Origin of the sequence: Streptomyces sp. NPDC006296 (assembly GCF_040613235.1) — a bacterium.
In the GTDB taxonomy this organism is placed as follows: Bacteria; Actinomycetota; Actinomycetes; order Streptomycetales; family Streptomycetaceae; genus Streptomyces.
This window is the reverse complement of the sequence record NZ_JBEXRT010000029.1, coordinates 1-22,832: the sequence shown is the minus strand read 5'-3', so window position 1 is coordinate 22,832 and position 22,832 is coordinate 1. Positions and strand designations below refer to the sequence as shown.

Annotated in this window: 20 protein-coding genes; 14 read left to right on the top strand and 6 right to left on the bottom strand. The window is 73.8% G+C overall.

Annotated features, from left to right (window positions below; translation table 11 throughout):
* Window positions 1-26: 26 nt before the first annotated feature.
* Entirely contained in the window at window positions 27-929 is a 903-nt protein-coding gene (locus ABZ172_RS20500) for a LysR family transcriptional regulator (RefSeq protein WP_356885164.1), read from the bottom strand.
* A gap of 146 nt (window positions 930-1,075) precedes the next feature.
* Between ABZ172_RS20500 and ABZ172_RS20495 the strand changes: the two genes are divergently transcribed.
* From ABZ172_RS20495 to ABZ172_RS20450, 10 genes are all read left to right on the top strand, one after another.
* Window positions 1,076-2,023 carry an EamA family transporter gene (locus tag ABZ172_RS20495; RefSeq protein WP_356885163.1) on the top strand — a complete coding sequence of 316 codons (948 nt, stop codon included), beginning with the start codon at window positions 1,076-1,078 and terminating at the stop codon, window positions 2,021-2,023.
* Window positions 2,024-2,112: 89 nt separating this feature from the next.
* A complete protein-coding gene (locus tag ABZ172_RS20490; protein ID WP_356885162.1) occupies window positions 2,113-2,631 on the top strand; it encodes a DUF664 domain-containing protein in 519 nt (172 codons plus the stop codon).
* A 347-nt stretch (window positions 2,632-2,978) separates the two neighbouring features.
* A complete protein-coding gene (locus ABZ172_RS20485) occupies window positions 2,979-3,785 on the top strand; it encodes a TIGR03084 family metal-binding protein (RefSeq protein ID WP_356885161.1) in 807 nt (268 codons plus the stop codon).
* A complete protein-coding gene (locus tag ABZ172_RS20480; RefSeq protein ID WP_356885160.1) occupies window positions 3,782-5,527 on the top strand; it encodes an acyclic terpene utilization AtuA family protein in 1,746 nt (581 codons plus the stop codon). The genes ABZ172_RS20485 and ABZ172_RS20480 overlap by 4 nt, the downstream gene beginning before the upstream one ends.
* Window positions 5,524-7,128: a carboxyl transferase domain-containing protein gene (locus tag ABZ172_RS20475; protein ID WP_356885159.1), complete on the top strand. Its 1,605-nt coding sequence runs from the start codon at window positions 5,524-5,526 to the stop codon at window positions 7,126-7,128. The genes ABZ172_RS20480 and ABZ172_RS20475 overlap by 4 nt, the downstream gene beginning before the upstream one ends.
* An 8-nt stretch (window positions 7,129-7,136) precedes the next feature.
* Complete coding sequence (locus tag ABZ172_RS20470; RefSeq protein WP_356885158.1) at window positions 7,137-9,290, top strand: biotin carboxylase N-terminal domain-containing protein; 2,154 nt, start codon at window positions 7,137-7,139, stop codon at window positions 9,288-9,290.
* Window positions 9,287-10,453, top strand: a complete 1,167-nt coding sequence (locus ABZ172_RS20465) for an acyl-CoA dehydrogenase family protein (protein WP_356885157.1) — start codon at window positions 9,287-9,289, stop codon at window positions 10,451-10,453. The genes ABZ172_RS20470 and ABZ172_RS20465 overlap by 4 nt, the downstream gene beginning before the upstream one ends.
* 74 nt (window positions 10,454-10,527) lie before the next feature.
* The gene (locus ABZ172_RS20460; protein WP_356885156.1) at window positions 10,528-12,105 is read left to right on the top strand and encodes a 4-coumarate--CoA ligase family protein; all 1,578 of its coding nucleotides are present in this window, start codon (window positions 10,528-10,530) and stop codon (window positions 12,103-12,105) included.
* A complete protein-coding gene (locus ABZ172_RS20455; protein ID WP_356885155.1) occupies window positions 12,102-12,845 on the top strand; it encodes an enoyl-CoA hydratase family protein in 744 nt (247 codons plus the stop codon). The genes ABZ172_RS20460 and ABZ172_RS20455 overlap by 4 nt, the downstream gene beginning before the upstream one ends.
* Window positions 12,833-13,411: a TetR/AcrR family transcriptional regulator gene (locus tag ABZ172_RS20450; protein WP_356885154.1), complete on the top strand. Its 579-nt coding sequence runs from the start codon at window positions 12,833-12,835 to the stop codon at window positions 13,409-13,411. Before ABZ172_RS20455 ends, ABZ172_RS20450 begins: the two co-directional genes overlap by 13 nt.
* Window positions 13,412-13,439: 28 nt before the next feature.
* Here the strand turns inward: ABZ172_RS20450 and ABZ172_RS20445 are convergent, their stop codons facing one another.
* The 3 genes from ABZ172_RS20445 to ABZ172_RS20435 form a co-directional block, all read right to left on the bottom strand.
* Window positions 13,440-14,441, bottom strand: coding sequence for a MarR family transcriptional regulator (locus tag ABZ172_RS20445; RefSeq protein WP_356885153.1), 1,002 nt, complete (start codon window positions 14,439-14,441; stop codon window positions 13,440-13,442).
* 374 nt (window positions 14,442-14,815) lie between these two features.
* On the bottom strand, window positions 14,816-15,046 hold the full coding sequence (locus tag ABZ172_RS20440) for a DUF397 domain-containing protein (RefSeq protein ID WP_356885152.1): 231 nt from the start codon (window positions 15,044-15,046) through the stop codon (window positions 14,816-14,818).
* Window positions 15,033-15,857: a helix-turn-helix transcriptional regulator gene (locus ABZ172_RS20435; RefSeq protein WP_356885151.1), complete on the bottom strand. Its 825-nt coding sequence runs from the start codon at window positions 15,855-15,857 to the stop codon at window positions 15,033-15,035. Before ABZ172_RS20435 ends, ABZ172_RS20440 begins: the two co-directional genes overlap by 14 nt.
* Window positions 15,858-16,273: 416 nt before the next feature.
* Here ABZ172_RS20435 and ABZ172_RS20430 point away from each other — a divergent pair, with 416 nt between their 5' ends.
* Window positions 16,274-16,588, top strand: coding sequence for a hypothetical protein (locus ABZ172_RS20430; protein WP_356885150.1), 315 nt, complete (start codon window positions 16,274-16,276; stop codon window positions 16,586-16,588).
* A gap of 261 nt (window positions 16,589-16,849) precedes the next feature.
* Here the strand turns inward: ABZ172_RS20430 and ABZ172_RS20425 are convergent, their stop codons facing one another.
* Complete coding sequence (locus ABZ172_RS20425) at window positions 16,850-17,959, bottom strand: citrate synthase 2 (protein WP_356885149.1); 1,110 nt, start codon at window positions 17,957-17,959, stop codon at window positions 16,850-16,852.
* Window positions 17,960-18,217: 258 nt separating this feature from the next.
* Here ABZ172_RS20425 and pdxH point away from each other — a divergent pair, with 258 nt between their 5' ends.
* Both pdxH and ABZ172_RS20415 read left to right on the top strand, forming a co-directional pair.
* A complete protein-coding gene (pdxH, locus tag ABZ172_RS20420; protein ID WP_356885226.1) occupies window positions 18,218-18,850 on the top strand; it encodes a pyridoxamine 5'-phosphate oxidase in 633 nt (210 codons plus the stop codon).
* 414 nt (window positions 18,851-19,264) lie between these two features.
* Complete coding sequence (locus ABZ172_RS20415) at window positions 19,265-20,650, top strand: PAS domain-containing protein (RefSeq protein ID WP_356885148.1); 1,386 nt, start codon at window positions 19,265-19,267, stop codon at window positions 20,648-20,650.
* A 30-nt stretch (window positions 20,651-20,680) separates the two neighbouring features.
* On the opposite strand, the gene ABZ172_RS20410 is transcribed toward ABZ172_RS20415, so the two are convergent.
* Complete coding sequence (locus ABZ172_RS20410; RefSeq protein WP_356885147.1) at window positions 20,681-21,436, bottom strand: SIS domain-containing protein; 756 nt, start codon at window positions 21,434-21,436, stop codon at window positions 20,681-20,683.
* Between the two features lie 207 nt (window positions 21,437-21,643).
* Between ABZ172_RS20410 and ABZ172_RS20405 the strand changes: the two genes are divergently transcribed.
* Complete coding sequence (locus ABZ172_RS20405; RefSeq protein ID WP_356885146.1) at window positions 21,644-22,336, top strand: metal-dependent transcriptional regulator; 693 nt, start codon at window positions 21,644-21,646, stop codon at window positions 22,334-22,336.
* Window positions 22,337-22,832: the final 496 nt, after the last annotated feature.

Sequence of the window (22,832 nt, the reverse complement as noted above, 5' to 3'; positions counted from 1 at the left end):
GCCGGGGCCGCACGCGAGGGCCGCGCTCACCGCGTCCGCCGTTCGCGGTCCACGATCTCCCGGGCGAGCTCTGCCAGCCGGGGCAGCGCCGGGTGGCCGGGTCCCTCCCGGCGGGCCAGCAGCACGGGCAGGGCGGGGGCGTCGTCCAGCGGCACGTAGGCGACCCCGGCGTGCGGATGCATCTGGGCGGTCGAGTTCCCCGAGACCCCGCTGCCCTGCCCGGCCGCGACGGCGGTGAGCCAGTCGTCGGTGTTGGCGACGGCGAGCGCGGTCGCGGGCCGTGCGTGCGGCGGCCACAGATCCAGCGTGGTGGCGCCCGAGACGGTGTTCAGGACCACGGTGCCGCCGGCCAGGTCCGCCAGCGACAGGGAACCGCGGGCGGCGAGCGGCCCGTCGGCGGCCACCGCCGCCACCCGCGCCTCGGTGAACAGCACCTCGGTGACCAGGCCCGGGGCGCTCACCGGGCCGCGGAGCACCGCCGCGTCCACCTCGCCGCGGGTCAGACCGGCCGTGCGGTCGTCGATGCGCAGCAGTTCGAGCGGGGTCTCCGGGTACCGCCGCTGCCAGGTCCGCAGCAGCGGAGTGGTGTACGGGCCGAACGCGGACCAGGCATGCCCCAGACGCAGCGGCCGGGCGCCCGGCCGGCCGGGATCGAGGGCCTCGTCGAAGGCGGCGACCGCCGCGGCGGCCCTGTCCCGGAAGGCGACGCCCTCCGGGGTCAGCGCGAGGTGGTGGGTGGAGCGGTCGACGAGCCGGACCCCCAGCCGCTCCTCCAGGGCGGCGAGGGTGCGCGAGACGACGGGCTGGGTGACCCGCAGGCGTGCGGCGGCGCGCGTGACGCTGCCCTCGTCCGCGACGGCGAGGAACGCCCGCAGATGCCGGACCTCGATACCGCGGGCGGTGTTCCCGGTGCGCTGTCCAGTGCTCATGCGTCCGGAGCATAACGGGAGCGCAATCGGCATTTCACGGGAGGCGCGCAGGTCTCTACCGTGAGGACGCGAGCGCTCCGCCGCGAGTGCAGTATCGTGTACGTCTTAGTGCTCCATAGTGAACCTAACGCCAGGGAAGGACTCCGGTGAACGACCCCCGCGCTGTCGCAGAGTCGGCCGCTGCCGTCGCCGTCCCCGAGGCGGTGTCCGCGCTCGACGGGCCGGGCAGCGCCCCGGCTCGCCGCGGGGCCGCGCTGGGGCCGGTCGCGCTGGTGGTCGCGGGCGGTCTCTCCGTCCAGTTCGGTGCCGCGGTCGCCGTCCTGCTGATGCCGAAGGCGGGGGCGCTCGGCGTCGTCACCCTGCGCCTCGCCGCCGCCGCGCTGGTGATGCTGGTCGTCTGCCGGCCGAGGCTCCGCGGGCACACGCGGGCCGACTGGGGCACCGTGCTGGCCTTCGGTGTCGCGATGGGCGCGATGAACACGCTCTTCTACCAGGCCGCCGACCGCATTCCGCTGGGCGCCGCCGTCACCCTGGAGGTGCTGGGGCCGCTGGTCCTGTCCGTCGTCGCCTCCCGCCGCCTCGTCAGCCTCGTCTGGGCGGCGCTCGCCCTCTGCGGTGTCTTCCTGCTCAGCGGCGGAGGCTTCGACCGCCTGGACCCCGTCGGGGTGGCGTACGCGCTCGGCGCGGGCGTCATGTGGGCGCTGTACATCCTCTTCAGCGCCCGCACCGGGCGCCGCTTCCCGCAGGCGGACGGACTGGCCCTGGCCATGGTGGTGGCGGCCTGCCTCTCGCTGCCCCTCGGCATCATGGAGTCCGGCGCGAAGCTCGTGGTCCCCTCCACGCTGGGCCTGGGCATCGCCGTGGCACTGCTGAGCTCGGTCCTGCCGTACACCCTCGAACTCATGGCCCTGCGCCGGCTGCCCGCACCCACCTTCGCCGTCCTGATGAGTCTCGAACCGGCCATCGCGGCCACGGCCGGCTTCCTCATCCTCGACCAGGCGCTCTCCACGACCGACGCCCTCGCCATCGCCCTGGTCATCGGGGCGAGCATCGGCGCGGTGCGCAGCCAGACACGGGGCACGCGGAAGCGCTGAGCCCCGCGCGCCCGGGGACCCGTCCGTTCCGCTGCGCGGGAGGGCGTCCGACTCTAGGGTGATCGTGACGGCCGACCACGGAGGAGCCCATGCCGGAACGCGACGACCTGCTCGCCCTCGTGGACGATCAGCGCACCAACTTCCTCTACACGCTCGCCGGACTCGACGACGCGGGGGCCCGCGCCCGGACGACGGTCAGCGAGCTGACCCTCGGCGGTCTCCTGAAGCACCTCGGGCTCGTGCAGCGCATGTGGCTCGACGTCGTCGACGGCACCGCCCCCGCCGAGGTCGGCTGGGCGGACCTCGACCCCGACGGCAACCGGATGACCGACACCGAGACGGTGCCCGGGCTGCTGGAGGCGTTCCACGCGGCAGCGGCCGCGTTCGACCGCACGGTGCGCGAGGAGGCCGACCTCGACCGGGAGATCACGCTCCCCACCTACCCGTGGTCGCCCCCGGAGCCCGTCGTCTGGACCGTCCGCCGCGTCCTGTGGCACATCTTCCGGGAGATCGCCCACCACAGCGGCCACGCCGACATCATCCGCGAGGCGCTCGACGGTGCCAGCACCACGGCGAGGATGGCCGAGGCGGCGTCGAAGGGGCAGTAGCGGCACGCCGCGGCTGCCGCCCGCGTGGCGCCGCACCGGCCCTCCCCGCGTCACCGCGCCGGGCGCGGGCGGTGCGGCGGAAGGGGTGCCTCTCCGCACCGGCCTGTCGCGACCGCCGCCCGGTTCTTCGGGCTGTCCGTGCCCGGGCTCCCGTATGCGCCGTGCCCCTCCGGGGTGCCTGAGGCGCGTCGTCGTCGTTCGCGCCGGACTGCTCGCCGGAGGTGACGGCCGGGGCCGCCGCCCCCGCGCCACAGTCCCCTGAACCGAATCATGCAAGCATGCTTGCTTGTTTTGTGGGCCGCTGCCATGCTCCGGGGCACACCGCCACGCCCCGAGGGGAGCGCACCGTGCCCGACGTATCGGCCGTGACCGCCGCCGTGCTCGACGACCTGCGGGAGGAGGGCGCCGAACTCGACCTGCTGGTCGCCGGGTTGAGCGCGGACGAGTGGGCCGTGCCGACCCCCGCCGAGGGGTGGACCGTCGCCCATCAGATCGCCCACCTGAACTGGACCGACGAGGCCGCCCTGGTCGCCGCCACCGAGCCCGACGCCTTCGCCGCCGAGGTCGAGAAGGCGCTGTCCGCCCCCGCCGGCTTCGTCGACGACGCCGCCCGGGAAGCCGTCACCGCCCTCACGCCCGCAGCCCTGCTCGTGGAGTGGCGGGAGGGGCGGACCCGGCTCCGGGAGGCTCTCCGCGCGGCTCCCGCCGGGACGAAGCTGCCCTGGTACGGCCCGCCCATGAGCGTCGCCTCGATGGGGACCGCACGGCTCATGGAGACCTGGGCGCACGGCCAGGACATCGCCGACGCGCTCGGGGTGACCCGGAAGCCCACCGCACGGCTGCGGCACGTCGCCAGGATCGGCGTACGGGCCCGGGACTACGCCTACGCCGTGCGCGGACTGCGGCCCCCCGGCGAGCAGTTCCGGGTGGAACTCCGTCCGGAGGACGGCGAGCTGCTGGTGTTCGGACCCGAGGACGCGCCCCAGCGGGTCACCGGCCCGCTCCTCGACTTCTGCCTCCTCGTCACCCAGCGCGCCCACCGGGACGACCTCGCCGTCGAGGCGGTGGGCCCGGACGCCGGTCGGTGGCTGGACCTCGCGCAGGCCTTCGCCGGACCCGCCGGGCCCGGGCGCCCCCGGAAGGCGGACCGGTGACCCGGCCGCCCACGGTCCCGCAGCCGCAGCCGCAGCCGCAGCCGCAGCCGCTCCGGATCGGGAACGCGTCCGGTTTCTACGGCGACCGCTTCGACGCGGTGCGCGAGATGCTCACCGACGGGCCCCTCGACGTCCTGACCGGCGACTACCTCGCCGAGCTGACCCTGCTCATCCTGGGCCGCAGCCGTCTGAAGGACCCGCGGCGCGGATACGCCACGACCTTCCTCCGGCAGCTGGAGGAGAGTCTCGGGCTCGCCCACGAGCGGAGCGTGAAGATCGTCACCAACGCCGGCGGGCTCCACCCGGCCGGACTCGCCGACGCCGTACGGGAGCTGGCGGACCGGACCGGGATCCCGGTGCGCGTCGCCCATGTGGAGGGTGACAGCCGCCCCGTGCCCGACGGCTTCCTCACCGCCAACGCCTACCTCGGCGGCGGAGGCATCGCGGCCTGTCTGCGGGCCGGGGCCGACATCGTCGTCACGGGCCGGGTCACCGACGCCGCCCTGGTCACCGGGCCCGCCGCCGCCCACTTCGGCTGGGGCCCCGGCGACCACGACGCGCTCGCCGGGGCCGTCGTCGCCGGGCACGTCCTGGAGTGCGGGACCCAGGCCACCGGCGGCAACTACGCCTTCTTCGGCGACCACGACGTCCGCCGCCCCGGCTTCCCGCTCGCCGAGGTCCACGCGGACGGAAGCTGCGTCCTCACCAAGCACGAAGGCACCGGCGGCGTCGTCGACCTCGGCACCGTCACCGCGCAACTGCTGTACGAGACCGACGGCGCACGCTACGCCGGGCCCGATGTCACCGCCCGGCTCGACACGGTGCGGCTCACCCGGGACGGGCCCGACCGGGTGCGGATCAGCGGCGTGCGGGGAGAGGCCCCGCCGCCCACGCTGAAGGTCGGGCTGACCCGGCTCGGCGGCTGGCGCAACGAGGTCGTCTTCGTGCTCACCGGACTCGACATCGACGCCAAGTCCCGCCTGGTGAAAGAGCAGTTCGCCGACGCCCTGGACCGCGCCGGACGCCCGCCCGCCGAGGTGCGGTGGGAGCTCGCCCGCACCGACCGGCCCGACGCGGACACCGAGGAGACCGCGAGCGCCCTGCTCCGGCTCGTCGTGCGCGACCCGGACGCGGAGGCCGTCGGCCGCGCCGTGTCCGGTGCGGCCGTCGAGCTGGCGCTCGGCAGCTACCCCGGCTTCCACCTGACGGCCCCGCCGGGCAAGGGCGCTCCCTACGGGGTGTTCGAGGCCGCGTACGTACCGGCCGGCGAGGTCGCGCACACGGCCGTCCTGCCGGACGGGACCCGGGAGGCCGTCCCGCCGGCCGGTACGTACCGGGTGCCCGCCCCGGTGGCGGAACCCGCCCTGCCCGAACCGCTGCCCGCCGGGCCCACCCGGTCCGTCCCGCTCGGCCGCGTGGCGGGCGCCCGCAGCGGCGACAAGGGCGGGGACGCCAACGTCGGGCTGTGGGTCCGCTCGGACGACGCCTGGCGGTGGCTGGCCCACGAACTGACCGTCGCCCGCTTCCAGGAGCTCCTCCCGGAGACCGCCGGGCTCACCGTCGTACGCCATGTCCTCCCGCACCTGAAGGCGTTGAACTTCGTCGTCCGCGGACTCCTCGGCGAGGGCGTCGCCGCGCAGGCGCGCTTCGACCCGCAGGCCAAGGCGCTGGGGGAGTGGCTGCGGTCCCGGCACGTCACCGTCCCGGTGGGGCTGCCCGACGAACCGGAGGTGCACGCATGACCGTCCTGCCCACCGCGCTCGACACCGCGGGCCCCGAGTACGCCGCCCACCGCGAGGCCATGCTCGCGAAGCTCGCCGACCTGGAGACCGAGCACGCCAAGGCACTCGCGGGCGGCGGCGAGAAGTACACGGCGCGCCACCGCGCCCGCGGCAAGCTCCTCGCCCGGGAGCGGATCGAGCTGCTGCTCGACCCGGACACCCCGTTCCTCGAACTGTCCCCGCTGGCGGCCTGGGGCAGCGACGCCCCCGCCTACACGGTCGGCGCCTCGCTCGTCACGGGCATCGGGACCGTCTCCGGCGTCGAGTGCCTGATCACCGCCAACGACCCGACCGTGCGCGGCGGGGCCTCCAACCCCTGGACCCTGAAGAAGGCGCTGCGCGCCAACGAGATCGCCTTCGCCAACCGGCTGCCCTGCATCAGCCTCGTGGAGTCCGGCGGGGCCGACCTGCCGTCCCAGAAGGAGATCTTCATCCCGGGCGGGGCGCTGTTCCGCGACCTCACGCGGCTCTCCGCCGCCGGGATCCCCACCGTCGCCGTGGTGTTCGGCAACTCCACCGCCGGAGGGGCGTACGTCCCCGGCATGTCCGACCACACCGTGATGATCGAGGGGCGGTCCAAGGTCTTCCTCGGCGGCCCGCCGCTGGTCAGGATGGCCACCGGCGAGGAGAGCGACGACGAGTCGCTCGGCGGCGCCGGGATGCACGCCCGCACCTCCGGCCTCGCCGACCACCACGCCGTCGACGAGCACGACGCGCTCCGCCAGGCCCGCCGGATCGTCGCCCGGTTCAACTGGCGCAAGGCGCACCCGGATCCGGGCCCCGCCGAGCCGCCGAAGTACGACCAGGACGAACTGGCCGGGATCGTGCCCGGCGACCTCAAGGTCCCCTTCGACCCGCGCGAGGTCATCGCCCGGATCGTCGACGGCTCGGACTTCGACGCCTTCAAGCCGCTCTACGGGACCAGCCTGGTCACCGGCTGGGCACGCCTGCACGGCTACCCCGTCGGCATCCTCGCCAACGCACAGGGCGTCCTGTTCAGCGAGGAGTCGCAGAAGGCCGCGCAGTTCATCCAGCTCGCCAACCAGCGCGACACCCCGCTCCTCTTCCTGCACAACACCACCGGCTACATGGTCGGCAGGGAGTACGAGCAGGGCGGCATCATCAAGCACGGCGCCATGATGATCAACGCGGTGTCGAACTCCCGGGTCCCGCACCTGTCCGTCCTGATGGGCGCCTCCTACGGCGCCGGGCACTACGGCATGTGCGGCCGCGCCTACGACCCCCGCTTCCTGTTCGCCTGGCCCGGCAGCAAGTCCGCGGTCATGGGACCGCAGCAGCTCGCCGGCGTCCTCTCGATCGTCGCCCGCGCCTCCGCCACCGCGAAGGGGCTGCCCTACGACGACGAGGCCGACGCCGGGCTCCGCGCCATGGTGGAGCAGCAGATCGAGTCGGAGTCCCTCCCGATGTTCCTCTCGGGGCGGCTGTACGACGACGGGGTCATCGACCCCCGCGACACCAGGACCGTCCTCGGGATGTGCCTGTCCGCGATCCACACGGCCCCGGTCGAAGGCGCGCGCGGCTTCGGCGTCTTCCGGATGTGAGGCATCGGATGATCACCACACTGCTGGTCGCCAACCGGGGCGAGATCGCCTGCCGGATCTTCCGCACCTGCCGTGAGCAGGGCATCGCCACCGTCGCCGTGCACTCCGACGCGGACGCGGGCGCCCTGCACGTACGGGAGGCCGACACCGCCGTACGCCTGCCGGGCGCGGCACCGGGCGACACGTATCTGCGCGGCGACCTGATCGTCGCCGCCGCGCTCGCGGCGGGCGCCGACGCAGTGCACCCCGGGTACGGCTTCCTCTCGGAGAACGCCGGCTTCGCCCGTGCCGTGCGGGACGCGGGACTCGTCTGGGTGGGGCCGCCGGCCGAGGCCGTCGAGCTGATGGCCTCCAAGACCAGGGCCAAGAAGCTGATGGCAGCCGCCGGTGTGCCGCTGCTCGCCCCGGTCGACCCGGCCACCGCCACCGCCGCCGACCTCCCCCTGCTGCTGAAGGCGGCGGCGGGCGGAGGAGGGCGCGGGATGCGGATCGTGCGTGAACTCGCCCTGCTCGGCGACGAGCTGACGGCGGCATCGGCCGAGGCCGCCGGGGCCTTCGGCGACGGCGAGGTCTTCGCCGAACCCTGGGTCGAACGCGGCCGGCACGTCGAGGTCCAGGTCATGGCGGACGGACAGGGCGCGGTGTGGACGCTCGGCACCCGCGACTGCTCCCTCCAGCGCCGGCACCAGAAGGTCGTCGAGGAGGCCCCCGCGCCCGGCCTCGACGACGGACTGCGCGAGCGGCTGCGCGAGGCGGCCGTCACGGCGGCGCGGGCCGTCGACTACCGGGGCGCGGGCACCGTCGAGTTCCTGGTGTCGGCCGAAGGGCGCCCCTTCTTCCTGGAGATGAACACCCGGCTCCAGGTCGAACACCCGGTCACGGAGGCGGTGTTCGGCCTCGACCTCGTCGCCCTGCAACTACGGGTCGCGGAGGGCCGGCCGCTGCCCCCCGCAGGACCCCCCGCCCCCGCCGGACACGCCGTCGAGGCCCGCCTCTACGCCGAGGACCCGGCCCGCGACTGGCAGCCGCAGACCGGAGCGCTGCTCACGCTCGACCTGCCGGAGGCCCCCGGGCTGCGGGTCGACACCGGATACACCGGGGGCGACACCATCGGCGTGCACTACGACCCGCTGATCGCCAAGGTCGTCGCCCACGCCCCCACCCGCGCCGAGGCGGTCCGCCTCCTCGCCCACGCCCTGGAACGCGCCCGCATCCACGGCCCGGTCACCAACCGGGACCTGCTCGTACGCTCCCTGCGCCACGAGGACTTCACCGCGGGACCGCCGGACACGGGCTTCTACGACCGCCACCTGGCCGCACTGACGGCGACCGGAGGCCCCGGTGCGGACACCGCCCGGCGTCTCGCCGCCACCGCCGCCGCCCTCGCGTCCGCGGCGGCGGCCCGGACCGCGGGGGGCGGACCGGGCACCGCCCGCCTCGGCGCCTGGCGGAACCTGGCCTCCGCACCGCAGACCAAGGGCTACCGCGCCGAGCCCGACGGCACCGAGTACACGATCGCCTACCGCACAGGCCGCGACGGCGCGCCGGCCCCCGAGTCCGGCGAGCGGGTCGTCGCCGCCCGCGCGGACACGGTCACCCTCGAAACCGGCGGACTGACACGGCACTTCGCCGTCACCGCGCACGGCGACCGCGTCTACGTGGACACCCCGTCCGGGTCGTACACCTTCACCGCCCTGCCCCGCTTCGCCGACCCCGCCGAGCGCACCGAGCCCGGCTCGCTGCTCGCCCCCATGCCCGGCACGGTCGTCCGCCTCGCCGACGGACTCGCGCCGGGTGCGGCCGTCGCGGCCGGACAGCCGCTGATCTGGCTGGAGGCGATGAAGATGGAGCACCGCGTCCTGGCGCCCGCGTCCGGCACCCTCACCGCGCTGCACGCCGCCCCCGGACTCCAGGTCGAGGTCGGCACCCTGCTCGCCGTCGTCCAGGACGCCCCGGCAGCGGCCCCCGAGCTCCCGGCCGTCCCTCAGGACGCACCCGCAGGCACGACCGCGTCACCGCCCGCACCCGCACCGGAGGGCACGACAGCCTCACCGCCCCCACCCGCATCCACCCACCTGCCGGAGCACACGTCCGCACCCGGGCAGGCGTCCGCACCGGAGCACGTGTCCGCACCCGCGCACCAGGAGGAGACGACCTCATGAGCACCGTTCTGGAAACCGAGGAACACCAGGCCCTCCGCGCCGCCGTGGCCGCCCTCGGCAGACGCTTCGGCCCCGACCGCGGCACCGCGTCGGCCCGCGACGGCGAACACCCCCGCGCGCTCTGGGCCGAGGCGGGGAAGCTCGGCTACCTCGGGGTCAACCTGCCCGAGGAGTACGGCGGCGGGGGCGGCGGCATGGCCGAACTCTCCATCGTCCTGGAAGAACTCGGCGCCGCGGGAAGCCCCCTGCTCATGATGGTCGTCTCCCCGGCGATCTGCGGCACCGTCATCGCCCGCTTCGGCACCGAGGCCCAGAAGCGCACCTGGCTCCCCGGACTCTCCGACGGCTCCCTCACCATGTCGTTCGGCATCACCGAGCCCGACGCCGGATCGAACTCGCACCGCATCACCACCACGGCCCGCCGCGACGGCGGGGACTGGCTCCTCACCGGCCGCAAGGTCTTCATATCCGGGGTCGACATCTCCGACGCCACCCTGATCGTCGGCCGCACCGAGGACGCGAGGTCCGGCAGCCTCAAGCCCTGCCTCTTCATCGTCCCCCGCGACACCCCCGGCTTCACCCGCACCCCGATCGAGATGGAACTCCGGGCGGCCGAGAAGCAGTTCGAGCTCACCCTCGACGACGTACGGCTGCCCGCCGGGGCGCTCGTCGGCGAGGAGGCGGACACCGGGCTGCTCCAGCTCTTCGCCGGGCTCAACCCCGAACGCATCATGAGCGCCGCCTTCTCCCTCGGCATGGGCCGCTACGCCGTCGAGAAGGCCGTGGACTACGCGAAGACCCGCACCGTCTGGAAGGGCGCGCCCATCGGCTCCCACCAGGCCGTCGCCCACCCGCTGGCCCAGGCGCACATCGAGCTGGAGCTCGCCCGGCTGATGATGCAGAAGGCCGCCCGGCTCTACGACGACGGCGACGACACCGGCGCGGGCGAGGCCGCCAACATGGCGAAGTACGCCGCCGCCGAGGCCTGCGTCCGGGCAGTCGACCAGGCCGTCCACACCCTCGGCGGCAACGGCCTGACCCGCGAGTACGGGCTCGCCTCCCTGGTCACGGCCGCGCGCGTCTCCCGCATCGCGCCGGTCAGCAGGGAAATGATCCTCAACTACGTCTCCCACCAGACCCTGGGCCTGCCCAAGTCGTACTGACGGCCCCGGATTCCCCCCGGCCCGCCGCCGCAGGGGCGGTCGCGGCCCTCCACACGCCTCGAACGGGGACCGCCATGGTGTTCCACAGCGCGTACGCAGACGTCCAGCCCCTCGAAAGACCCATCCACGAAGCCGTACTCGGGAACGCCGCTGCCTTCGGCGACGCGCCCGCCCTGATCGACGGCACCGACGGCACGTGCCTCACCTACGCCCAGCTCGACACCTTCCACCGGCGCATCGCGGCCCACCTCGCCGAGGCCGGGCTGCGCAAGGGCGACGTGCTCGCGCTGCACAGCCCCAACACCATCGCCTACCCGCCCGTCCTCTACGGCGCGACCCGGGCCGGCGCCACCGTCACCACGGTCCACCCGCTGGCCACCGCCGAGGAGTTCGCCCGGCAGCTCGGCGACTCCGCCGCCCGCTGGATCGTCACCGTCTCGCCGCTCCTCGACGTCGCGCGCCGCGCCGCCGAACTCGCCGGCGGCGTCCGGGAGATCTACGTCTGCGACCGGGCCGAGGGCCACACCTCCGTGCTCGACATGCTCGGCTCGACCGCACCCGAACCCGACCTCGTCTTCGACCCGGCCGAGGACGTCGCCGTGCTCCCGTACTCCTCCGGGACCACCGGCACCCCCAAGGGCGTCATGCTCACCCACCGCTCCATCGCCACCAACCTGGAGCAGCTGCGGCCCTTCGTCCCCCTGGGGGAGCGGGACCGCATCCTGGCCGTGCTGCCCTTCTTCCACATCTACGGGCTGACCGCCCTCATGAACGGCCCGCTGCGCTACGGCGCCACGGTCGTCGTCCTGCCCCGCTTCGAGCTCGCCCCGTTCCTGGAGGCGATCCAGACCCACCGCGTCACCGGCCTGTACGTCGCCCCGCCCCTCGTCCTGGCCCTCGCCAAGCACCCGCTGGTCGGCGCCTACGACCTCTCGTCGCTGGAGTACGTCGTCAGCGCCGCCGCACCCCTGGATGCCGGGCTCGCCGCGGCCTGCTCCGCCCGGCTCGGGCTGCCCGCCGTACGGCAGGCCTACGGCATGACGGAACTCTCGCCCGGCACCCATGTGGTGCCCCTCGACGAGGAGAACCCCCCGCCGGGCACCGTCGGGAAGCTGCTGCCCGGCACCGAGATGCGGATCGTCTCCCTCACCGACCCCGGCATCGACACCGCACCCGGCACCGCCGGCGAGATCCTCATCCGCGGCCCCCAGGTGATGAAGGGCTACCTCGGCCGCCCCGACGCCACCACCGCCCTGATCGACCCCGACGGCTGGCTGCACACCGGCGACGTCGGCCGGGTCGACGCGGACGGCTGGCTGTACGTCGTCGACCGGGTCAAGGAACTCATCAAGTACAAGGGCTACCAGGTCGCCCCCGCCGACCTGGAGGCGCTCCTCCTCACCCACCCGGGGATCGCCGACGCCGCCGTCATCGGCGTGCACGACGCCGACGGCAACGAGATCCCCAAGGCGTACGTGGTCCGCGGGCCCGGCGCGGAGGACCTCACCGAGGAGGACGTGCTCACCCATGTCGCCGAGCGCGTCTCGCCGTACAAGAAGGTCAGACGGGCCGAGTTCATCGACGCCGTGCCCCGCGCGGTGTCCGGCAAGATCCTGCGGCGCGAGCTCCGTGACCGGGAGGAGCGGCGATGACCCTGGCACCCCCCGCGCACGACCGGGGCGTCACCACCCTCACCCTGGACTCCCCGGCGAACCGCAACGCGCTCTCCGCGCGCCTGGTCGGTGAGCTGACCGAGGCGCTGGCCGGCTGCGCGGACGACGACACCGTGCGCGCGGTCGTCCTCACCCACACCGGCAGCACCTTCTGCGCGGGAGCCGACCTGACCGCCCCACCCGAACCGGCGGCCTTCGTCGCACTGATGCGGGCCGTCGTCGCCCTGCCCAAACCCGTCGTCGCCCGGGTCACCGGCCACGTCCGGGCCGGCGGCCTCGGCCTGCTCGGCGCCTGCGACATCTCGGCGGCCGGACCGGACGCGACCTTCGCCCTCACCGAGTCCCGGCTGGGCCTCGCGCCCGCCGTGATCTCGCTGCCCCTGCTGCCCCGCCTCGACCCGCGCGCCGCCGCCCGCTACTCCCTCACCGGTGAGCGCTTCGACGCGGCGGAGGCCGTCCGGATCGGCCTCGTGAGCCTCGCGGCCGGGTCCGCCGACGGGGTGGACAAGGCGCTCGTCCCCGTACTGGACGGACTGCGCAGGGCGTCCCCGCAGGGGCTGGCGGCGTCGAAGGAGCTGGTCACGGCTACTGTGCTGGAGAGATTCGACAGCCACGCCGAAGACCTCATCGCCCGCTCGGCAGCGCTCTTCGCCTCCGACGAGGCACGGGAGGGGATGACGGCCTTCCTGGAGCGACGGGATCCCGCATGGGTGCTGTGACGCCCCCCAAGCAGGACAGGAGCCGCGCCACCCGGCAACGGCTCCTGGCATCGGCGGTGGCCTGCCTGGCCGAACACGGCTGGGCGGGCTCCACGGTCACCGTCGTTGCCGAGCACGCCGGCGTCTCACGCGGCGCGGCCCAGCACCACTTCCCCACCCGCGAGGACCTGTTCACCGGCGCCGTCGAGTACGTCGCCGAGGAACGCTCCGCCGCCCTGCGCGCCCTGCCCGTCCAGGACCGCGCGGCGGTGATCGCCGCCCTGGTCGACCTCTACACCGGGCCCCTCTTCCGTGCCGCGCTCCAGCTCTGGGTCGCCGCCTCGAACGAAGCCCAACTGAGGCCCCGCGTCACCGAACTGGAGGCCCGGGTGGGGCGCGAGACCCACCGGATCGCCGTCGAGCTCCTGCACGCCGACGAGTCCCGCCCCGGCGTCCGCGAGACCGTCCAGGGACTCCTCGACATGGCCCGCGGCCTGGGCCTCGCCAACCTCCTCACGGACGACCGGGCACGGCGCGAGAGGGTGGTCGCCCAGTGGGCGGCCCTGCTGGACGAGGCGCTGGGCTGACGCGTGGTGGGGGACGGCCGCCCCGCACTCAGCGGGACCTGAGCAACTCCCTCACGTGGCCCGCGAGGGCGCGGACCTCGGACTCGGCGAGAGCACCCGGGGGCAGGTCCACCGGCGCCGACGGATCGGGCCGGCCGCACGGGCGGCAGAGACCGTCGGGAAGCGCCTCCGGGCGGCCGGGTACACCGCACTCGGCGCACTCCATCATCACGCGGTGAACGGGGCCGCCGGACGCGGTCGGCGCCACGGCCGGGGAAACGATCGGCGGGATCTTGTCGGCCAGGCGGCGGCGTACGAACCCGACCGGCGAGCCGATCTGCCCGGGGAGCCCGGCGGTGAGGGCCTGGGTCAGGTATTCGGTGGTCACGCCCCGGGCCAGCCACTCGGCGGCCCGCGCCTCCAGCACCGCGCAGTCGGCGGCGGACAGGGCCAGACGCGAGTCGGCGCGTCCGAGCCGGGCCAGGGCCAGATAGGCGGGAGAGGGGGCATCAGCCGGAGCCGGAGCCGGAGCCGGAGCCGGAGCGGGTTCCGGGGTCCGCTGCTGCGGCACGGCAGGTGCTGTGGGCGCTTCCTCCACGCCGGCTCCGGACGGCGGCGTTGCTGCGGGGACGACCGGGCTTGACTCACGGCCCCCGGCGGCGAGGTGGGTGCCCCACCACTCGTTGTCGCGAGCGGTACGGGACCAGAACGTCCGGAAGACCCAGCGGACCTGCTCGCCCTCACCGACCAGGCACCGTACGCGCCGCAGGTGGCCGGCCACGGACAGGGCTCTCAGGGCGGAGCCGACCGCCTGCTGTCCGTAGAGCGGCAGTTGTCTGGCGAGGCTCTTCACATCCATGGCCGCACCGTCGGGAAGGTGGTCGACGAACCCGGCGACGTACCGCTCGCGGGCGGGCAGGAGAGCGAAGGCGTCCGCGCGTGAGGGGCCTCGATCCGGCAACGAGCGCTTGCCGTAACCGGCTTTGGCCATCGGGTACGGGCAGGAGAGTGCGGGGGCGGAGGGGGCCGGACTAGGCTGCTCGGTAGCCACGGGATCGCTCTTTCGATCTTGGGGTGAGACCCCGGCCGGTGCTGCTAACACCGCGTCGGGGTCGTTCGTTCGGTCGCACGGTAAGCAGCCGTGACGCTTCGCTGCAACTCGATCACGAATAGTCATACTTGCTGGCGGTGACGGGTCCGGGAGGTGGGGGAGGTTTCCCCGAACCCCTTCTTTCCTTACCGGTCACAAGAAGGCGCTCGCATCCCGGAGCTCGCGTCCCGGCGCTCGGATCCCGAAGCTCACGCTTCGGGCGCACCCGTCTTCACGTCCACCCTGAGGAGTGAACCGACCGGTCCCGGGGCTCGGGTTCCGGGACGCGAGATCCGAGCTTCGGGCCGCGCCTGGTGGCCCGTGGGGAGACCCGGTCAGGCGTCGAGGCCGAGTGAGCCGTTCCTGACGGCTGCGACGAAGGCCGACCAGCTTGCCGTGGACGCGATCAGGGCCGGCCCGTGGGAGACCTTGCTGTCCCGTACGGAGACGGCGTCGTAGCCGCGAGCCACTTCGAGGCATTCGCCCTGATCGCCACCGCTGTAACTGGACTTGTACCACCGGGCGAACGTGGACGAGTCGGCGACAGTGCGTTCACTGCTGACCATGTTCGAGTTCCTCCGCTGCGGCCTGGACCAAGGCCAGTGAATCATCATGCGACAACGCGTCGCCCAGCGAAAGAGCGTAGGCCGTGTGACTGGCCCTCACCGCCGCTTGATCGTCCATCAAATGCCCTGTCATGAAGCCCTCGACATAAGCGACTGGGGCGGAATCGGCGAAGCTCAGCAGGGTGACCAGGCTCTGGAGCAAGGCATGCGCCCCGACCTCGAACGGCACGATGTGAAGCCGAATGCGCCCGGCATGAGCCAAGCCCGCAATGTTCCGCAGTTGCTCTGCCATGACGGCCGGTCCGCCGATGTGCCGACGGAGCACGGCCTCGTCGAGGAGGGTCCACACCACGGGATTCAAGGGGCTGTCGAGTACTCGACCACGTTCCGTTCGAATGACGACGTCTCTGTCAAGTTCCTCGCTTCGGTGGTTGGGCCGGTAGGCGCGGAAGAGCGCCCGTGCGTAGCTGTCCGTCTGCAAGAGGCCCGGAACAAGGGTGAGTCCGAACTGCCGGATCTCCGTCGCCTGCCGTTCCAGCTCGGCCACCGCCGCGAAGTGGTCGACGAACTTCGTGTCCAGATCCTCCAGCCACCGGGCGAAGAACCCGTCCGTGCTCAGCGCTCGGTCGATCCGCTGGGCGTCGTCCGGGTTGGGCAGCCGACGGCCCGCCTCGAAGTGGCTGATGAGCGTCGGCGAGCACACGATCTGCTCGCTCAGCGCGTCCTGGGTCAGTCCCGCCGCCGTGCGCCTGAGCCGCAGCTCCTCGCCGTACTTCGCTCGCGCGGTGCGCGGCCTGTGGTGCGACGCCATGCGGACCAACTCCTCGGGATGACAGGCCCGCTGTCAGGCGCGAACCCCTGGCAGCGTAGCGAGTGGCGACCTCATCCTGTGAAGAGTTGAGCACGGAGCGCAGTCGTTCGCTCCCTCGTGTGGCGTGGCCACGAAATCCGCAGGAAGCAGGAAGCCATGATTGACCGCATCGCCCGGATCTTCGCGCTGCCGGCGAGACGGCCGGCGTCCGGAGCAGGGCACCCCCCGGGCGCGTGCGCTCGCCCCGCCGGGATCACCGAACACTGCACCGGCGAACGTCCGCCGCGTGGCGAGGACAGCCCACTGGTGCGCCCGTACTACGTGGCGCACGAAAGGGAGCGAGAAGCCCACAGGATCGCGGAGCTGAAGCGGCGGCGTGCGCTCGTGGTCATCCCGTGCGGATGGGAGGCGGTGGCGTGAGGGCGGACTCCGGAGAAGTGCGGCTGCTCCCGTGGACGACGGCGGGCGGCGAGCCCTGCTATCTCCTCGGGGACGGCGCGGGCACGGTGTCGCGGATGGCGGACCGGATCGAGAGTGCGCAGCTGTCCATGGCCGTGGATCTGCTCGGTCACGCGGCGGACCTGCTGGGCGACCTACGGGCGACCGGCCCCCAGGTGCACTACCTCGCGTGCCGCCTGGCCGAATCGCTGGGGGACGTACGGCGCGTGGCCGAGAGCCGGGGGCGACGGCTGGACGGCACCTCCGACGAGTCCGCGTCCGGCGGCGAGTGACACCCCGTCAACTCCACCGGCACGTGCATGGCCCGGTGGCGGACGTCGACCGGACGGGGGCGGCTGTCGGCCCCGCTTCAGCGGATCACCGGACAGGCGCCGCTGCGCCGTCGCCCACTACCGTATTCGGAGCGACACGGATGGTGGATCGAGCTGTGGGGAACCCTGCGGGGTGGGTCCTGGGCAGGGCGGGACAGCGTGATGCGGTCCCGGCCGAGCGAAGGGCGAGGCGGTACGTCCCGTACCGCCTCGCCCTGCCCGTCAGTTCCCCAGGTCCGCCAGCTGGTCGTACCCCGGGATCGAGCGCGGGTCGCGGGTGCCCGGGCCGACGTACGTCGCGGAGGGGCGCACCAGCCGGCCCGTGCGCTTCTGCTCCAGGATGTGCGCCGACCAGCCCGCCGTGCGGGCGCAGCTGAACATCGAGGTGAACATGTGCGCCGGGACCTCGGCGAAGTCCAGCACGATCGCCGCCCAGAACTCGACGTTCGTCGCCAGCACGCGGTCGGGGCGCCGGGCGTGGAGCTCCTCCAGCGCGGCCTTCTCCAGCGCCTCCGCCACCTCGAAGCGCGGGGCGGCCAGTTCGCGGGCCGTGCGGCGCAGGACGCGGGCCCGGGGGTCCTCGGCGCGGTAGACGCGGTGGCCGAAGCCCATCAGGCGCTCGCCCTTGTCCAGCGCCTGCTTGACGTAGGCCGTGGCGTCGCCGGTCCGCTCGATCTCCTCGATCATGCCGAGGACCCGGGACGGCGCACCGCCGTGCAGCGGACCCGACATGGCACCCACCGCACCGGAGAGCGCCGCCGAGACGTCGGCGCCCGTGGACGCGATGACACGGGCGGTGAACGTCGAGGCGTTCATCCCGTGCTCGGCGGCCGAGGTCCAGTAGGCGTCGACGGCCTTCACGTGCTTCGGGTCCGGCTCGCCGCGCCAGCGGATCATGAACCGCTCCACCACGGACCCGGCCTTGTCGATCTCGCTCTGCGGGACCATCGGCCGGCCCTGGCCGCGGGCCGACTGCGCGACGTACGACAGGGCCATCACGGCGGCCCGCGCCAGGTCGTCGCGCGCGGTCCGCTCGTCGATGTCGAGCAGCGGCTTCAGGCCCCAGACCGGGGCCAGCATGGCGAGCGCCGACTGCACGTCGACCCGGATGTCACCGGAGTGCACGGGGATCGGGAAGGGCTCGGCGGGCGGCAGCCCCGGGTTGAACGCCCCGTCCACCAGCAGGCCCCACACGTTGCCGAACGACACATGGCCGACGAGGTCCTCGATGTCCACGCCGCGGTAGCGGAGCGAGCCGCCCTCCTTGTCGGGCTCGGCGATCTCCGTCTCGAACGCGACGACTCCTTCAAGTCCGGGTACGAAGTCGGACATCGGGCGGCTCCCTCGACTCGGCGGCTGTGAGACGGCCTCGGCGGCCTGTCCCCGATACTGGCGGGTTACCACGACGCGGGGAAGGGTGACGTCCGGCACAGCGCCACCGGGGCGCGGACCGGCGATCGCGTCGCTCCCCGCCCCCGGAGCGGCCCACTGCGGCAGGATGGCCCCGTGCCCACAGCAGATGCCACTCCGCCCTCCGCTTCCGCCTCCTCCCGCGTGGCGTCATCCGATTGCACCACCGATCCGGCCGCGATGCGCGAGCAGTACCGCTCCGAGGACTTCACCGAGAAGGATCTCGCCGCCGACCCGATGGACCAGTTCGCGCACTGGTTCCGCCAGGTCGCCGGGGGCGGCACGCTGCACGAGCCCAACGCGATGGTCGTCTCCACGGCGGACTCCCGGGGCCGGCCGTCCTCCCGCACGGTGCTGCTGAAGCACTACGACGCGCGCGGCTTCGTCTTCTTCACCCACTACGGCTCCCGCAAGGGCCGGGAGCTGGCGGCGAACCCCTGTGTCTCGCTGCTCTTCCCCTGGCACCCGCTCGCCCGCCAGGTCGTCGTCACCGGTACCGCCGTCCGCGTCGGGCGGGAGGAGACGGTGGCGTACTTCCGCACCCGCCCGCACGGCTCCCAGCTCGGCGCCTGGGCGAGCGACCAGTCGGCCGTGATCGGCTCCCGGCAGGAGCTGGTGGACCGCTACGACGCGCTCGTGGCCCGCTACCCCGAGGGCGAGAAGGTCCCGGCGCCCCCGCAGTGGGGCGGTTTCCGCGTCGAGCCGGAGTCGATCGAGTTCTGGCAGGGGCGCGAGAACAGGCTGCACGACCGGCTGCGCTACACCCGGGAGGACCCCGGGTCCGGCTGGCGCGTGGAGCGCCTCTGCCCCTGACCGGCCGGGGCCGGAGCGGGGCACGGCCCCGCGCCGCCCGCCCGGAGCACGCAGAAACCCGCAGGCTCTGGTCCCCCTCGCGGGGGAGCCGGCCGGACTTACCGGCGAGCCTGCGGGTCGGTGACTGCTTGGGTTTCGGCAGACAGCCTGCCGAGGTGCACGGTGTGCGACGACGGGCTGTCAGCCCGCAGCCACCTCACGAATCCGATAAGACTGCACTTTTCGGATCACCTCCTTTCAGCGTGTGCCCACAGCCTAGGAAGGCCCGCACGGCCGCACAAGCGATTTAACGCGTCCACCGGTGGACGCCGGATTTCGGGGAAGAGGCCGTGTGGTGCCCCGCCTTCCAGTTGAATGGTCCGACGTGCGGCCATGCGGAACGCGCAGCGGAACACGTCCTGCGGGAGGTACGGAGTGAGTGCTTCCAGGAGTACCGGGACCACCGACGCGCTCGGCCCCGACGAGGACCCCGGGCGGGAGCCCGCGACGGAGGTCCCCGGCTCCCGGCTGCTCGCCGCGCTGCTCGACGGGATGGACGCCGCACTCTTCGCCTTCGACGCGCACGGCACCGTCACCCACTGGAACCGCGAGGCCGAGCGGGTCCTCGGCTGGAGCGCCGCCGAGGCCGTCGGACGGCGCGGGTTCGCCGGCTGGGCCGTGCGGAGCGCGGATGCGGAGGACGTGCAGGAGCGGCTGCTGGCCGTCATGCACGCGCCGGGCCGCCAGGTCCACGAGTTCGCGCTGCTGCGCAAGGACGGCGGGCGCGTGCTGGTGCGCACCCAGTCCTCGCGGGTCCGCAGCGAGGACGGCGAGCCCGCCGGGGTGTACTGCGCGTTCAGCGAGGTGCACGCGCAGATCGACCTGGAGCGCTCCATCGCGCTCAGCGAGGCCCTGTTCGAGGGCGCGCCCTGGGGTGTGGTCGCCGTCGACGTCGACCTCCGGCCCACCGTGGTCAACGCCTATGCGGCCCGTGCGCTGGGCGGCGGGAACACCGCCCTGCTGGGGCGCCCGCTGGGCGAGCTGATCGTGCAGGGCGTCGAGGACCTGGAGAGCGCGCTGCAGCACGTACTCGCCGACGGCGCGCCGCCCGCCCCGGCCGAGCTGTGGGTGACCCTGCGCACCGCCGACGGCGACCGGCGGCGCTGCTGGCGCAGCGGGTTCCTGAGGCTGGCCTCGCCGCTCGCGGAGGAACCGGTTCCGCTGGGCGTCGGCTGGATGTTCCGCGACGTCACCGCGGCGAGGACCAGGGAGCAGGACGCCGACCGGATGCGCTTCCGTGCGAACCAGCTGCACCGGGCGGCCCGCCAGGCGGCGGAGTGCGAGGACCCCATGGAGGCGGCGACCACCTCGCTGGACTACGCCCTGGCCGGGTTCGCCGACCACGCCGTCGTGGACCTGCTGGCCGGCCCGGAGGCGGGGGAGCGGCTCGTGCGGGCCGCGGCCACCCCGTCCGACGCACCGGGGCCCTGCCTGCCGGTCTCCGGCGGACCGCTCCCGGTGCGGTACGCGCCGGCGCACCCGGCCCGCCGGGCCGTGGAGCGCGAGGGTTCCGTCCGGGCCGCCGCACCGGAGGGTGCGGACACCGCCTGGACGGCGGAGCACCAGTGGCCGGACGGCGCGGTGCACGCCCTGTGCGCGGTGCTGCGGAGCCGGGGCCGGACGCTCGGCGTGGTGACGTTCCTGCGCGCGGCGAACCGCAGCGCGTTCGCACCCCCCGACGTGATGTACGCGGAGAGCGTGGCCGCCCGGGTCGCCACCGCGGTCGACCTGGCGCGGCTCACGGCCGGGCCGGACGTCTGAGCGGTCTCCCGCCCGAGCGGTGGGTGCCGCTCAGCGCTGGTAGAAGACGCGGTCGCCGTACTCCCGCATCACGCGCCCGTTCCACTCGTGCCCGCCGTCGACGTTGCCCGAGCGCAGCAGCGGCGGCTCGATCCCCCGGGCCACGAGCTCCTCCGCGGCGGTGGCGGTCATCGCCTGCATCAGCGCACTGGTGACGACCGTCGACGCGGGCCCGAAGGGCGCCTCGACGCCCTCCGCCCGCAGCTCCGCGTCCCCGATCGCGATCTTGCTGTCCAGCACGATGTCGCAGTGGTCGCGCAGGAACCCGCCGGAGACGTGCCGCGACCGGGTGCCCGTGGCGTAGGCGACGGAGGTCACGCCGATGACCGTGAGGCCGAGCGCGCGGGCGTTCTGCGCCATCTCCACCGGCAGCGCGTTGCGCCCGGACAGCGAGATGATCACGAGCAGGTCGCCGGCCCGGGCCGGGCTGGAGTCGAGCACCGCGCTCGCCAGTCCGTCCACCCGCTCCAGCGCCGAGCCCAGCGTGGCCGGCATGACGTCGACGCCGACGGTGCCGGGCACCGCGAGCAGGTTCATCAGGGCCAGCCCGCCCGCGCGGTAGACGACGTCCTGCGCGGCGAGCGACGAGTGACCGGCGCCGAAGGCGAACAGCCGGCCGCCCGCGGCGACCGTGTCGGCGATCGCGGCCCCCGCCGCGGCGATCGATTCCGCCTCCTCGTCGCGCACCCGCTCCAGCAGGCCGATCGCTGCGTCGAAGAACTGACCGGCGAGCTTGCTGTCGCTCATCGAGGAGGCCTTTCCTGCGGGATGGGGGCCCTGCGGTGCCCGTGTCGCGGATCACGTTGCGGTCCGGACCGGCGGACTGTCAATAGCGCCCGGAACGGGCCGTGCGCACGGACTGCCGACGGCGGGGCACGGTTGCCGGTGCGATGCGTCAGAATTGGTGCAGGGCCATCGCACGACGACTTCATGTCACAGCATCGAGGGGCACGTATGTCCGGACTGATCGACACCACGGAGATGTATCTCCGCACCATCCTCGAGCTCGAAGAGGAAGGCGTGGTCCCCATGCGCGCCCGGATCGCCGAACGGCTGGACCAGAGCGGTCCGACGGTCAGCCAGACCGTGGCACGCATGGAGCGCGACGGCCTCGTCCAGGTCGCGGGCGACCGCCACCTGGAGCTGACCGAGGAGGGCCGCCGGCTGGCGACCCGGGTGATGCGCAAGCACCGCCTCGCCGAGTGCCTGCTCGTCGACGTCATCGGGCTGGAGTGGGAGCAGGTGCACGCCGAGGCCTGCCGCTGGGAACACGTGATGAGCGAGGCCGTGGAGCGCCGGGTGCTGGAGCTGCTGCGGCACCCCACGGAGTCCCCGTACGGCAACCCGATCCCGGGCCTGGAGGAGCTGGGCGAGAAGGCCGAGGCCGATCCGTTCCTGGACGAGGGCATGGTGAGCCTGGCCGAGCTCGACCCGGGCGCGGACGGCAAGACCGTGGTGGTGCGCCGGATCGGGGAGCCGATCCAGACCGACGCGCAGCTGATGTACACGCTGCGGCGGGCCGGTGTGCAGCCGGGCTCGGTCGTCAGCGTGACCGAGTCGGCCGGCGGCGTGCTGGTCGGTTCCAGTGGGGAGGCGGCCGAGCTGGACGCCGAGGTCGCCTCGCACGTCTTCGTCGCAAAGCGCTGACCAGCGGTTGTGTGCGCATCGGCGCCCTGTCACGCGTGCAGGCGCCGATGCGGATGCACGTGCAGATGTGGGCGGGTAAGCCCGCTATCGCTTTTCCGTCCGGAATCGCAGCGCCCGGGCGAAACGCGTGCCAGGCTGAGCCCAGGCAAATGACCTGAGGGCGCCGGCGCGATCCGCCGGGCGGTCGGGGAGGGAGCAGGGAATGCGCCCCGTCGCACTGGCACATGCACCGCGAGGTGACCGCCGTACTCCCCGACGCCCCCGCGCCGTCCCGCGCCGTCCGGGCCTGGCCGGATGTTCGATTCCTCGCGGCGCTGCGGCGCGCCGCCCCGGCGGTCCGCGCCGAGCGCGGCCCCCGGTGCCCCCGGACGGGAAGCGGCCCCGGCGCCCGAAGGCGCCGGGGGCGGGGCGCCCCCCGGCTGTCCAGGTGGCCCCCGCGCTCGCTGTCAGTGCCCCCCGGCCCCAGTGCCCCCTCCGGCCCCCTCCCCGGGTATGT